The organism is Parasalinivibrio latis (genome assembly GCF_036825535.1).
In the GTDB taxonomy this organism is placed as follows: domain Bacteria; phylum Pseudomonadota; class Gammaproteobacteria; order Enterobacterales; family Vibrionaceae; genus Parasalinivibrio; species Parasalinivibrio latis.
The window spans coordinates 131,931-145,015 of sequence record NZ_CP098813.1; the positions used below are offsets into that span (position 1 = coordinate 131,931).

Consider the following 13,085-nt stretch of genomic DNA (forward strand, 5'->3'; position numbering starts at 1 on the left):
TCGGATGTGATTTACTCCGCAGCTTTGAGTGAAGAAGCAGATCACGCATAATGAAGGCCTGGCCATTAAGAAGAAAAACCATATGGAGCTGGAAGAGATCTACCGTCGAGACCTGAATTTACTGGTCGCATTGAAAGTATTGCTGGAAGAAAACAGCGTCAGCAAGGCAGCAGTAAGACTCAACTTGTCTCAGTCCGCGATGAGCCGTGTGCTTGGTCGCCTGCGGGAACTGTTAAAAGACCCACTTTTTACCCGCCAGGGCCATAAACTCATTCCCACTGAAAGAGCCCGGGCATTGAACGATGCACTCCATGAACCGCTGGAGGCTATGCGCAGCCTGCTGACTCCGAGCGATTTTGATCCTTTCCATTGTGAGCAGCGGTTTCTTATTGCAACCACTGACTACGCAATGCAGACCATACTGCCATTTGCCCTGCAACGAATTTACAGTGAAGCCCCGAATATCTCACTGGAATTCCCCCCTCTCCAACATGACCACCTTCTCAACCAGCTAACATCAGACGGCTGCGACATGGCTATTTGTCGCCCTATCGGTCCGGTTGATCCGCTGCAGCATGCCAAACTGGGAATGGTAAGCGTGTTCTGCATGCTTTCCCGACATCATCCGTTGGCGGAAAAACCTATGACACTGGAAGACTATCTGGCCTACCCCCATGCCATGATAGCGATTAGTGACGGGGTGAAAGCTCTGATTGATGGAGCTCTGCGTGGGTACCCGGAACGTAAAATGGCGCTTCGTGCCTATCACCTGGAGGCGGCATTGGCGATTGTCGACAGCATGCCCCTGATTATTACAGTACCGGCAGACCTCGCCTACCTGGTAGCGGATAAACATGATCTCGTCATAAAGAGCCTGCCTTTCGACTTTAGGCCATTCGAATACTCACTGATCTGGCACCCGCGGTGTGAGCACTCCCCTGCTCAGGTCTGGCTTCGAACCCTGATAAAAGAAGAGTGCGGTAAGCTTATTGACAAGCGCATCCACGACATGGGTCTGGCCTGATTTATGATGCAAAAAAGCCGGCTTTACCGCCGGCTTAGATAACTGATAATCTTTTTTGGATTTAGATTTATTTAAGGCTTAATGACCACGCGACCTGTCACCTTACCGCAGGTGATAGCTTCTGCGTATTCAGGCACCTGCTCAAGCGAGATAAGCTGACAAGCCTGATCAAAATAGCTTGCCGGAAGCAGCTCAACCAACTTAGCCCACGCTTTCTGGCGCTTATCAAATGGGCAGCTTACAGAGTCAACCCCAAGCAGGCTTACATTACGCAGAATGAAAGGCATCACTGTCGTTGGAAGATCAAATCCGCCGGCAAGACCACAAGCGGCCACTGCACCGTTGTAGTCAACCTGAGCCAATACTTTTGCCAGCACTTTACTGCCTACAGTATCAACAGCCCCTGCCCAAACCTGCTTTTCCAACGGGCGCGCAGGTTCTTCAAATTCAACACGGTCGATAATTCTGCCAGCACCCAGTGATTTTAACAGCGGGCCATTTTCTTCAACACGGCCGGTGACTGCGGCGACTTCATAACCCAGCTTGGCAAGCAGAGTCACTGCAACTGAACCTACACCACCACTTGCACCGGTTACCAAGACTTCACCCGCTCCCGGTTTAACGCCTGCATCCACCAGCGACTGGACACACAGCATAGCCGTCAGGCCGGCTGTGCCAATTTTCATTGCGTTGATCGCTTCGAGCCCTTTTGGCAGGGGGACCAGCCAATCCGCATTCAGGCGTGCTTTCTCAGCCATACCACCCCAATGGCCTTCGCCAACACCCCAGCCGGTCAGCACAACCTGATCGCCAGCCTGGTAACGATTATCAGAAGACTCAAGAACCCGCCCTACCAGGTCAATGCCTGGCACCATTGGAAACTGACGTACAATCTTACCTTTGCCGGTAACGGCCAAACCGTCCTTGTAGTTCAGTGACGTGTAATCAACTTCTACCAGTACATCACCTTCCGGCAGTTGGGATTCTTCCAACGTTTGGATAGAAGCCAACGTTTTTTTATCTTCCTGTTCCAGAACCAAAGCCTTAAACATGCTTATTTCTCCGCTGGTTGCGTAAAGCGATTTATTACCAAGAGTGTATCCACACTTTTTGCATGAATAAAATGAAACATTGGAATTTTATCTATGCATAATGCGCATATTTCTACTTTTTGTCCTGATTTTGTTTAAAGTTCACACAACCCCGTTCAATTTCCTCGGCATCCTCCAACGCCAATAGAAGACGTCCTTTTTCATGTTGTGCAATATCACGCCAGTCACGGGATTCTATTGCCCCTTCCAACCCATACAGCAAGTTCAAACTGGCATTTAGGCTGGTACATCCGCGTATTACCCTCAGGTAGGCGCGAACTGAGCCTAATTCCTTCAGCTCTTCAAGGGTAAAGATCCCCACTTCATTCAAAGCATTGACTGATTTGGGGCCGAGGCCATAAAACACAGAATGATCGTCACGTTTCAACGGGCATTATCTCATTACAGTCATGAAGACTTAGGATAGCTCAGTCATGGTGGTTGTGCTGACGCCAAAACAGAGTCAGGGACCCAAAAGCATAGCGGTCGTTCCAGTCTTCTTTATAGTCCGGCACCGTGTAAATAACCGAAGCACTCACCCCCCAGCGGGGTCGGTACCAGACAACACCGGCTCCGGCCGAATACCGTTCTTTACGCAGGGAAACCGCCGATGAAGAGCCCGACAGGGTTCCCTGAACGGTCTGGTCATAAAATTGATGATGCGCCTCGGCAAAAAGGAACAGAAAATGTCCTTTACCTGATGTCAGTGAAGACGGGTCAACATATTTTCCCTTGTTATAACCCTGGGAACCGGTCAAACGCGGTAAATCGTCACTGAACCGTGCCATCACTGCCACACCAGCCTTTCGCCAGAAAGAACCGAACCGGGCATTAGCGCCAAATGTCACATCTAACTGGTCACCATAACGGTATGCTCGTTGTTGCCATTCTGCTTCAGCATCAACCACCCAGGCGTGTGCCGTCTGGGTATCCCATCCGGCGGGTTCGGTATTATCAAGTACATGATGGATAAACTGCTGCATCCTGTCGGCACCGGAGTTTGGCCCGGACACTCCCACATGGAAAGACATTTTCAGCGCAGTCGTCTCAGTCAAACGGAACCCGCTGAAATCAAATGTTAACGCACCGGAATATGGACGATCTTCTGGCAGCGGGACAGCCATTCCCAGATATTGGGGCGTCCAAATCATCTGTGACAAGCCAAACTTAACGCCTTCCCAGGCACCTTCCCTATCCATTTCCAAATCTGCAGGATTGTCATACTCAAGATGGCGGTCAAACCAGTTGTTATCGGCAATGTCTACGGAAAGGAAAAAACCGCCTGTGTAGTTTTGATCGGCCCAGAAAAAACTATCGTTATCTAAGGTGGCAGAGTAGGTGGTTTGTGAGGCGTGCACCGGCTGAAAGCCGACGAAGAATAATAACAAAACTCTCAATACCATAGGCACTAACACTCGTGAACATATGTCTATTAGTGAGTATAGTCACGGTATGTGAGTGCCGCAGGATCACTCTGTAAAATAAGTAATTTTTAAAACAACAGCCAACCGGCCTTAAACGGGCAACTGCAAGTTATCGCTATAACCTACCAGTCAAGCAACCCCGCATACTGTTCAATTTCAAAGTTACCTTCAGGATTTTTCACGACAATGGTGTGAGAGCAGTTTTCTACCATTGGGGGATGCCAGAATTCTCGCAGGCTGAGACCTTGGATATGGCTGAGAAATGCTTTTATAAATGCACAGTGAGTTACAACTAGCACATCTTCACCGGGATGTTTTTCTGCAATGGAATTAAGCGATTGCCAGGCTCGGGCGATTAACTGTTCAAAGCTTTCCCCACCGCGGGCAACAAACATTTCCGGTCTTTCAAAAAAGTCTTCCATCACACCGGGTGACTCAGTGTTAATGTCATCCACCAGACGCCCTTCATACTCACCAAGGGCTATTTCCATCAGGCTGGTATCATGAATTGCAGAGATGTCCCGGTTTTTAAGAATAATCTCAGCGGTTTCCACCGCGCGGCCACTGCTGCTGGTGTAAGCGGCGCTGAAGCTGAATTTGTCGAGTTTTTGGCAAGCTCTGTTCGCCTGTTCCTTACCTTTTTCAGTCAGGGGAGAATTTTCCCGCCCCTGCATTCTGTGCTCAAGGTTCCAAACTGTCTGACCGTGCCTAACAATGTGTAATCTCGCCACTTTCTTATCCTTGCTGACTGATTTCCCATCTCAATGTAACACCTAAAAAACGCCCTGCACACGTTGAAAAACATTAAATTGTTTCCATTTTTATTGTATTTACCGGAAGTTTACATATGGTTAAAAATAAATTGGTTTTCGGTTAATTTTCTTTTTTGAATTGTTCAGGCATCAGGGAGTCGTCGATGAATGAAAAACAGCCCCCCCATATTGTCGTCGTAGATGACGAGGAAGATATCCGGGATGTGCTGGAGGATATTCTTGTTCAGCAGGGGTACCGGGTTACTTCACTTTCCAGCAGTACAGGGCTGCAGGATTGCCTTCCGGCAGATATTGTAGTGCTCGACCTCAGGTTGAACGGTGAGGACGGTTTGCAGATCGCCCGAAACCTTCGTCACAACAGTGACATGCCCATCATGATGCTGACAGGCAAAGGTGACGAAACCGACCGCATCGTCGGACTGGAAGTCGCAGCAGATGACTACATGATGAAGCCATTTAACCTCAGGGAATTTACCGCCCGTATCAATGCCCTGCTTCGCCGTCGGCCACAGGAAAAGGTCAAAATCACCCCTGATGAAATCCTCTACCGCTTTGACAGTTGGGAACTAAACACAACCCGGCGCGAACTGAGGGGAGAAAACAATAAGCCCATATCCCTGACCTACGGGGAATTTTCACTCCTTGAGGCGCTCATTACCGCACCTCGCCGGGTTTTATCCAGGGAACAGTTGATGGAAAAAACCCATGGTTATGATTCCGACAGCCTCGATCGGACGATTGATGTATTGGTGCTGCGTCTTCGCCGCAAAATAGAGCGGAACCCCAAGCTTCCATCACTGATAAAAACTGAACGTGGGATCGGCTATGTTCTTGACTGCGATGTCCACCGGGTAGAAGGGCGTTAGGTTACACCGTGATCACCACAATCCGCAGCAAGCTTACCCTGGCAATATCAACCCTGTTGGCACTCACCATAATGCTGACGGTGGTTGCCCTCACCACCCTTTGGGAGAACCAGCGCATTCTGGATGATGTTGCCGGGGAAACACTGGATGACATCAACACAGCCCTGAGCCTTTCTGAGAGCGTTGCCCAAATAGCAGCGATGGCGCCTTATGCAGCCGACGCAGCCCGGCCATTCCAGATACAAAATGAAAAACAGCGCCTGCAAGAGCGTATCGACGAGTTGCAAGCAACTACCCGGAAGTTACACGACCAAAATGTCGCTACAGAGCTTAACCGACGGGTTCAGGCGGTGGAAAAAGCCATTACGCGGCTGCTTTCAAACGTCGAGCGGGAACTGTTTATCCGTGAAGATTTAATGGCAGAGCAATTTGCACTGGACCCCATCAGCAACCTTCCTGCCGGGGATCGCTTCTTTAAGGCGTTTTCCCAGGATCCGGTCTCATTGCCCGATGGCTGGATTAATGAGATCGAAGTGCTGCTTAAAGAGAGCCAGACCCAGACAAAGGAAATATCTGTGGTATTGGCTTTTTTGAAAAGAGCCCAGCTACAAATTCGAGATCTGAGAGCTGAAAATGCTTTTTACCTGTCATCAGTCCGCGCGCAGTCAGACCAAATGGCTGACTACGTCCATTCCGTTGTCGAACAGCAGCAAACGGCTTTGTTAGCGCAGAAACATCAGGGACAGGCTGCGATAAAGCGTGTTTCCGCTATCTCACTGATTATTATGTTGTTTATTGGGGGCGGCGCCCTTTACCTGCACAAATTCAATTCCCGGCTTACCAAAGATTTATCCATGGTTACCGATGAGATGCTCAGGCTTGCCCGTGGGGAAGAAAACGTGGTGCCGGCGTCTATTCCACGCAATGATGAAATCGGCATACTGGCCCGAGCCTTCAGTGCCTTTCAACGAAATGCAGTGGAAAAACAAAGGATCACACGGGATTTGCGTGAACAAAAGGATCTGCTTGAAGCCATTTTTAACCATATGCAAGATGGCCTCAGCGTTTTTGATGCAAACCAGCGTCTTATTGCGTGGAACAAACATTACCTTGACCTGTTGAACCTGGATAAAACGGAAGTTTATATCGGACAGCACATTGATGAAGTGCAGTCTCTTATCAGCCGGGTTCCTTCACATACTCACTCACTGACCCAGCAACCGCTTGAACAAACGGCGATGAACCAGGTACGGCAAACTGAATCTGCGGTTTTTGAACGGTATTTCGAAGATGGACGGATTATTGAGTTTCGCAGCCGCCCCATGCCAACCGGGGGGTTTGTGACCCTTTACAGTGACCTGGGCGAAAAGAAAGAGATTGAGAACCAACTCCAACAGGCACAGAAAATGGAAAACCTCGGGCAGCTCACCGGCGGTATCGCCCACGACTTCAACAACCTGCTTTCTGCCCTGACGGGTAACCTTGAACTTATGGAACTTTCCGGAAACCTTGATGAAAAAAGCCGCCGTTACCTGACCCGAGCACTGACAGTCTCAGAAAAAGGTTCCCACCTGGTCCAGCGATTACTGGCTTTCAGCAGGAGACAAAACCTCTCCCCTGAAAAGGTCGAGTTGGATGCACTGATCAGCGAAATGGAAGATTTAATCACCTACAGTACCCCAAAAGGCATTCGGCTTAATTTCGACCTGCAAAGTACCTCTGACAGACATAGTGCACAACATCTGGACAGTACTCGTGGAATGGCATATGTCGACCAGTCTCAACTGGAAAACGCCCTGCTGAACCTTACCCTTAACGCAGCCAATGCGCTGGCTGAAAAATCCCGCACAGCCGCGCCAGGCTGGCAGGGTTCCCTTACTATCAGTACACGTCATTGCTGCCTGCCACAAATTCACTATGACGCTCTGGCGATCGAGGTTGCAGACAACGGCATTGGAATGTCCCCTGACGTAAAAAGCAGGGCAACAGAGCCTTTTTTCAGTACCCGGGAAACAGGTAAAGGCAGTGGACTTGGCCTCAGTATGGTATATGGGTTTGTGCAGCAATCTGGCGGGGATTTAATCATAGATTCACAGCCAGGTAGTGGCACCACGGTGACAGTGATCCTGCCTACCCCACCTCAAACTGCACCGACAGTATCAGAAGCCATGTCACCTTCAGTACCGGGACACAATACCAATCTGCCTGCTACCTTGCTCCTCGTGGAAGACGACGATGACGTTGCCGATCCGCTGATGGCACTGCTTACTCAATTGAATGTTTCTGTTTCACGGGTAAAGGGAGCTGACGAAGCACTCGCTGTACTGACTGATTTCCCAGCTGAGTATGTGCTTTCGGATATCAATCTCGGTAGTCGCCACACTGGCGTTTGGCTTTATAAGCAACTCGCTTTGCGCTATCCGGACTTACCCGTCACTTTGATGTCGGGGATGCCTAAAGAAACACTTATCGCCGATTTTGGTTTCCAGACCCAGTGGCCATTGCTCACCAAACCGGTTACCCACCCTGTATTGTTACAAGTTCTTCGCTCTAGATAATCCTTTCACTTCAGTTACATGGCGCTAATGTTTCAATTGTTAACAAGAAAAATTCCGGTTTGAAACCGTTCATTCGTTTTCCTCTGCCAAGTTCTTTCAAAGGCAACGCCTTGTACGTACGTGGAACTCTGACTTCAAAGGGAACAGGAGAAAACAATGAAATCCATTTTGAAAAAAACTGCTCTGGCAGCCATGTTAGCCACCCTACCTCTCAGCCAGGCAGCAGCGGAAGACGTCCTTATCGGCTTGATCACTAAAACCAATACCAACCCGTTTTTTGTGAAGATGAAAGAGGGCGCTGAAGCCAAGGCGACTGAACTCGGCGCTAAGCTGAGCTCTTTTGCAGGCCGATTTGACGGTGATACCGATTCACAGGTACAGGCGATAGAAAATCTGGTTGCCGCTGGTGCCAAAGGTATCCTGATAACACCAAGTGACCCACAAGCTTTGGCTCCTGTGGTTAAACGCGCGCGTGATGCCGGCGTTCTTGTTATCGCTTTGGATACGCCGTTCTCTCCAGCCAATGTTGCCGATGCCACCTTCGCTACCGACAACTTCAAGGCTGGCGTGCTTATCGGAAAATGGGCAAAAGCCAAGATGGGCGATGGCGCAAAAGACGCCAAGATTGCCCTGCTTGATCTAAGCACCGCCAATATCACTGTAGATGTCATGCGCGATCAGGGCTTCCTTACCGGATTCGGTATCGATGTAGGCAACCCAAATATCAACCGCGATGAAAATGACCCTCGAATTGTAGGCAACGATGTCACACAGGGCTCTGAAGAGGGTGGCCGTCGTGCGATGGAAAACCTGCTCCAGAAAAACCCTGATATCAACCTTGTTTACACCATCAATGAACCCGCCGCCGCAGGTGCGTATGAAGCCCTTAAAGCGGTTGGGAAAGAAAAAGATGTCCTGATTGTGTCAGTAGACGGCGGTTGCCCGGGAGTTGAGAACGTGAAAGCCGGTGTTATCGGTGCAACGTCAATGCAGTTCCCACTGAGCATGGCATCCCTCGGTGTGGAGGCCGTTGTTGAATACTCCAAGTCCGGTGTAAAACCAGGCGCAACACCAGGAAAATCATTCTTTGATACCGGTGTAGAACTTATCACTGACCAGCCAGCAGAAGGTGTTCCTTCGACCAATTCTACCACTGGCATGGGTAAGTGCTGGGGTTAACTCCCGTTTAAACTGTCTCAGGCTGTGCCAACCGGCACAGCCTCTGTTTTATTTACCGGATACTCGCTGATATGGACTCATCAAGCTCACAACAAAAAGGAAAAACCGGCACCGGCTACGAAAAGGCGGCAGCGAGCTCAAAAGAGTTTGCTTCTATTGCTCAGCAACATACGTTGGCACAGCGTACCCAGCGTTTTTTGCACAACCGCCCTACTGCAGCCCCCTTTCTTGTTTTGCTTTTGGCCATTCTGGTCTTTTCGTCACTGGTAGGTGATCGCTTTTTCCACCCCTTTAACCTGTCCCTTGTCCTGCAGCAGGTCACCATAATTGGTGTACTTGGTATAGCACAGACACTGATTATACTGACCGCCGGAATCGACCTCTCCGTCGGGGCAATCATGGTTCTAAGTTCGGTGGTAATGGGGAGGATGGCCATAGATTACGGGCTCGGTGCACCTGCTGCATTGGCTATTGGCCTGGGTGTCGGCGCACTCGCCGGTGCTATAAACGGCTGGCTGGTCTCCCGGATCAAACTTCCCCCGTTTATTGCGACTCTCGGGACATGGAATATCTTCTTTGCGCTGAATCTCTGGTATTCAAACAGCCAGACCATACGCTCACAGGTCATTGCTGAACATGCCTCGTTATTGCAATGGCTGGGTAGCACCATTGATTTGTTCGGCGCTCGTATCGCTTATAGCTCTATCTTCATGATCCTGCTGTTCATCGTGGTGTGGTATGCACTGAACTGGACACCGTGGGGGCGGCATGTGTACGCCATCGGCGATGACCCGGATGCAGCAAGGCTTGCTGGTATCCGGGTAAAGCGGGTGCAGATGTCTGTCTATATCACTGCCGGGGTAATCTGTGCACTTGCGGCATGGGTGCTGATTGGGCGCATTGGCTCCGTGAGCCCTCAGGCCGGGTACACCGCCAACCTGGACTCCATTACCGCAGTGGTCATTGGTGGCACCAGCCTTTTCGGTGGGCGGGGTTCTATCTACGGCACTCTTATCGGGGCACTTATTGTCGGGGTTTTCCGTAACGGGCTGGCCCTGTTGGGCGTCGATGTCCTGTGGCAGGAATTTACCGTAGGCTTGCTTATCATTGTCGCCGTAAGTATCGACCAGTGGATCCGGAGGGCTTCATCATGACAGTTAAAAACATCCAGCCGGTACTGAGTGCCCGCGGGCTTGTTAAACGCTATGGCCGGGTTACCGCCCTAAACGGTTCTGACTTTGAACTGATGCCGGGTGAAATCCTTGCAGTTATAGGTGACAACGGCGCAGGTAAGTCCAGCTTAATCAAAGCACTCTCCGGAGCCCTGGTTCCAGACGAAGGCGAAATATTCCTCGATGGTAAAAAGGTTAACTTCACCAACCCAATGCAAGCCAGGGATGCCGGCATTGAAACGGTATACCAGAACCTGGCGGTTTCACCGGCGCTGAATATTGCAGATAACTTGTTTTTAGGCCGGGAAATACTCTGCCCCGGGATTCGTGGAAAGTGGTTCAGGATGCTCGATAAAAAAGCCATGAATGCAGCGGCAAAAAAACAGTTGTCTGAACTAGGGCTGATGACAATACAGGATATTACTCAGGCGGTGGAAACACTTTCTGGCGGGCAGCGACAAGGCGTAGCAGTCGCACGATCGGCACTGTTTGGCAGCAAGGTGGTCATTATGGATGAGCCAACCGCAGCATTAGGGGTTAAAGAATCCCGCCGAGTTCTGGATCTGATCCGTGAGGTAAGGGACCGGGGGTTACCAGTCGTACTGATTAGCCACAACATGCCGCATGTGTTTGAGGTGGCAGACCGAATCCATATTCACAGGCTCGGTGAACGGGTAGATATCATCTCACCACAGACCCATACAATGTCAGATGCGGTTGCTATAATGACCGGAGCAGTAGAGCCCGGCACACCGGGCAGTGTCAGGAATTCAGCATAGTCCTGGGAGGGAGCATGAAAATCAGGTCAGCTATTTATCTGATTGTTGCAGTGATAACCACTGTAGTGCTCCTTCCAATCCGCCCGGTTTTTGCCGCCAATCCGGCTGTCAACAGCATAACGGTGAAAGCCGGTATCAGCGTATCAGACCTGACCAATCCCTATTTTGTCACCATGGTACGAAGTATTCAGGACGAACTCAGCCGGCACACTGGAAATGCCAGTTTTATCGTCCGTTCAAGTGCCTACAACCTAGACCGGCAGATAAGACAGCTGGACGAATTTGTAGCAGAGAAAGTTGATATTATCTTTCTTGCCGCGACGGATGAGTTTCAAATCAATGATGCCGTTCTTAACGCTCGTGAAGCCGGGATCCCTGTCGTCGCAGTAGACGTACGCGCACAGGGTGCAGACTTTGCTGTCACAACGGACAATGTACAGGCTGGCCAGGTAGCCTGCTCTAACCTTGCGGAATATATCCAAGGCAGGGGAAACGTGGTCATTATTAACGGCCCTCCGGTATCATCGGTGATTGAGAGAGTGTCCGGATGCAAACGGGTGCTGGCAGACTACCCTGCAATACGGATTGTAAGTGACAGCCTCAACGGCACCGCCAGTTATGAAGGTGGATTGGAGGCCATGGCATATGCGTTGGAAGCGTACCAGAGCATATCCGGTGTCTTTACTATCAACGATCCCACTGCATTGGGTGCGGAACAGGCAATCCGTCAATCAGGGAAAGAGGTATATATCGTTTCTGTTGATGGCAGTGCCCTTGCCATTGATGCACTGAAAGAGGCCCGTCCCTATTGGTTGGGGACTGCCAGTCAGTCACCGGACAAAATGAGCCGCCGTGCCGTCCAGGTTGCCCTGGATATATTGAAAGGTACACCTCCGGATAACGATGTCATTCTTATTCCATCGAAATTCATCAGCCGACAAAATATCCCAACCCCATAACATTCCCCATCTTTTTCTCTCCCAACATAATCATTTGTTATGTCGCAAATTTTGCGTCTGTTACACAACAAAAGCCCTCAGAAGTCGACCTGGTTATCATTTTTCTCTTACCCATTTTGCGAATATGAAAACGCCTGATTGGCTCCCGCAATTTGGCGGGTACGCAATGAAATAAGGAATACGGTAACTAGCCATGAACACACGCCATAAAATTATTTTCGACACAGATCCGGGGATTGATGACGCTATGGCGATACTGTTCGCGGAGGCCCACCCAGACATCGAGCTGATGGGGCTGACCACCGTATACGGCAATGCGCCCATCGAAACCACAACCAAAAACGCACTTTTCCTGAAGCAGAAATTCGGGATGGATGCGACCATTGCCAAAGGTGCAGATAAACCCTTGGTTCGCTCCCCCTTACCACCAAGTTCCGTCGTACACGCTGAAAACGGACTGGGGAACTACCCGGTTCCGGAGAACGTGGAAGGTGAGATCGATGCTCGCCCGGCGTGGCAATATATTGTCGACACGGTGCGTGCACATCCCGGAGAAATAACCTTGGTAGCAGTGGGTCCCCTCACTAACCTCGCCCTCGCACTGGAAGCAGCACCTGACATTGCAACGCTTGTTGAAGAAGTGGTTATCATGGGAGGCGCATTTGGCGAAAATGGCCATCACGGCAACGTCACCCCGTTTGCCGAAGCTAACATCCATGACGACCCCCATGCTGCAGACAAAGTACTGACTGCTGGCTGGCCAGTCGTCATCATTGGCCTTGATGCCACACATGAGTGCTTTTTCAGCCGCCAGTACATTGAAGAACTGGGACGTGAAGGCGGTGAGATGGGTAAATTTATTGATGACATCAGTAAGTATTACCTGGACTTTTATTCCGCCCGCCACGGTCTGGACGGCTGTTTTGTGCACGACCCATCACCGGTCGCCTACGTTATCGAACCCAGCTTGTTCACGCTGCGTTCCGGTCCGGTACGGGTGGTAACAGAAGGTGTGGCTGAAGGCATGACCCTGCAGAAAACCTGTGAGCGCCGCTACCCTTACGATGACTGGAAAGATATTCCGGAGCAGGATGTGGCCGTTAACGTTAGGGAAGATGAACTGTTGGCCCTCTACCGGAACACTTTTATCACGGACTGACAGGCAAAAAGAATACATTTCGCGGCAGGCCATTCAGCCTGCCGTTTTTATGTATAAAACAAATTGCAATACTACACTTTCTTCGAGAAGTGGAAATTTCA

The 13,085-nt window shown here is 50.3% G+C and carries 12 protein-coding genes; 8 read left to right on the top strand and 4 right to left on the bottom strand.

Going from position 1 to position 13,085, the window contains the following annotated elements; translation table 11 throughout:
• The first annotated feature begins 82 nt into the window (after positions 1-82).
• Positions 83-1,024: a LysR family transcriptional regulator gene (locus NF212_RS17820; protein WP_434363016.1), complete on the top strand. Its 942-nt coding sequence runs from the start codon at positions 83-85 to the stop codon at positions 1,022-1,024.
• Between the two features lie 71 nt (positions 1,025-1,095).
• Here NF212_RS17820 and acuI read toward each other — a convergent pair whose 3' ends face one another.
• The 4 genes from acuI to NF212_RS17840 form a co-directional block, all read right to left on the bottom strand.
• Positions 1,096-2,076, bottom strand: a complete 981-nt coding sequence (acuI, locus tag NF212_RS17825) for an acrylyl-CoA reductase (NADPH) (RefSeq protein ID WP_434362011.1) — start codon at positions 2,074-2,076, stop codon at positions 1,096-1,098.
• Between the two features lie 112 nt (positions 2,077-2,188).
• A complete protein-coding gene (locus NF212_RS17830) occupies positions 2,189-2,503 on the bottom strand; it encodes a TfoX/Sxy family DNA transformation protein (RefSeq protein WP_434362013.1) in 315 nt (104 codons plus the stop codon).
• Between the two features lie 40 nt (positions 2,504-2,543).
• Positions 2,544-3,518: a lipid A-modifier LpxR family protein gene (locus NF212_RS17835; RefSeq protein ID WP_434362015.1), complete on the bottom strand. Its 975-nt coding sequence runs from the start codon at positions 3,516-3,518 to the stop codon at positions 2,544-2,546.
• Between the two features lie 143 nt (positions 3,519-3,661).
• Positions 3,662-4,270, bottom strand: a complete 609-nt coding sequence (locus tag NF212_RS17840) for a histidine phosphatase family protein (protein ID WP_434362017.1) — start codon at positions 4,268-4,270, stop codon at positions 3,662-3,664.
• 185 nt (positions 4,271-4,455) lie between these two features.
• Here NF212_RS17840 and NF212_RS17845 point away from each other — a divergent pair, with 185 nt between their 5' ends.
• The 7 genes from NF212_RS17845 to NF212_RS17875 all read left to right on the top strand — a co-directional run bounded on the left by NF212_RS17845 (position 4,456) and on the right by NF212_RS17875 (position 12,984).
• Positions 4,456-5,178, top strand: coding sequence for a winged helix-turn-helix domain-containing protein (locus NF212_RS17845; RefSeq protein WP_434362018.1), 723 nt, complete (start codon positions 4,456-4,458; stop codon positions 5,176-5,178).
• Between the two features lie 8 nt (positions 5,179-5,186).
• Complete coding sequence (locus NF212_RS17850; protein WP_434362019.1) at positions 5,187-7,736, top strand: PAS-domain containing protein; 2,550 nt, start codon at positions 5,187-5,189, stop codon at positions 7,734-7,736.
• Positions 7,737-7,892: 156 nt separating this feature from the next.
• On the top strand, positions 7,893-8,915 hold the full coding sequence (locus NF212_RS17855) for a sugar ABC transporter substrate-binding protein (protein ID WP_434362021.1): 1,023 nt from the start codon (positions 7,893-7,895) through the stop codon (positions 8,913-8,915).
• A 71-nt stretch (positions 8,916-8,986) separates the two neighbouring features.
• The gene (locus NF212_RS17860; protein WP_434362022.1) at positions 8,987-10,069 is read left to right on the top strand and encodes an ABC transporter permease; all 1,083 of its coding nucleotides are present in this window, start codon (positions 8,987-8,989) and stop codon (positions 10,067-10,069) included.
• Positions 10,066-10,866, top strand: coding sequence for an ATP-binding cassette domain-containing protein (locus NF212_RS17865; protein WP_434362023.1), 801 nt, complete (start codon positions 10,066-10,068; stop codon positions 10,864-10,866). The genes NF212_RS17860 and NF212_RS17865 overlap by 4 nt, the downstream gene beginning before the upstream one ends.
• 14 nt (positions 10,867-10,880) lie before the next feature.
• Positions 10,881-11,825 carry a substrate-binding domain-containing protein gene (locus NF212_RS17870; RefSeq protein WP_434362024.1) on the top strand — a complete coding sequence of 315 codons (945 nt, stop codon included), beginning with the start codon at positions 10,881-10,883 and terminating at the stop codon, positions 11,823-11,825.
• Between the two features lie 193 nt (positions 11,826-12,018).
• A complete protein-coding gene (locus NF212_RS17875) occupies positions 12,019-12,984 on the top strand; it encodes a nucleoside hydrolase (protein ID WP_434362026.1) in 966 nt (321 codons plus the stop codon).
• The last annotated feature ends 101 nt before the right edge of the window (positions 12,985-13,085 follow it).

Coding starts and splice junctions, on each gene's coding strand:
- NF212_RS17835 (WP_434362015.1), bottom strand. CDS start 3,518: ATGGTATTGAGAGTTTTGTTATTATTCTTCGTCGGCTTTCAGCCGGTG.
- NF212_RS17820 (WP_434363016.1), top strand. CDS start 83: ATGGAGCTGGAAGAGATCTACCGTCGAGACCTGAATTTACTGGTCGCA.
- NF212_RS17865 (WP_434362023.1), top strand. CDS start 10,066: ATGACAGTTAAAAACATCCAGCCGGTACTGAGTGCCCGCGGGCTTGTT.
- NF212_RS17860 (WP_434362022.1), top strand. CDS start 8,987: ATGGACTCATCAAGCTCACAACAAAAAGGAAAAACCGGCACCGGCTAC.
- NF212_RS17855 (WP_434362021.1), top strand. CDS start 7,893: ATGAAATCCATTTTGAAAAAAACTGCTCTGGCAGCCATGTTAGCCACC.
- NF212_RS17875 (WP_434362026.1), top strand. CDS start 12,019: ATGAACACACGCCATAAAATTATTTTCGACACAGATCCGGGGATTGAT.
- NF212_RS17870 (WP_434362024.1), top strand. CDS start 10,881: ATGAAAATCAGGTCAGCTATTTATCTGATTGTTGCAGTGATAACCACT.
- acuI (WP_434362011.1), bottom strand. CDS start 2,076: ATGTTTAAGGCTTTGGTTCTGGAACAGGAAGATAAAAAAACGTTGGCT.
- NF212_RS17845 (WP_434362018.1), top strand. CDS start 4,456: ATGAATGAAAAACAGCCCCCCCATATTGTCGTCGTAGATGACGAGGAA.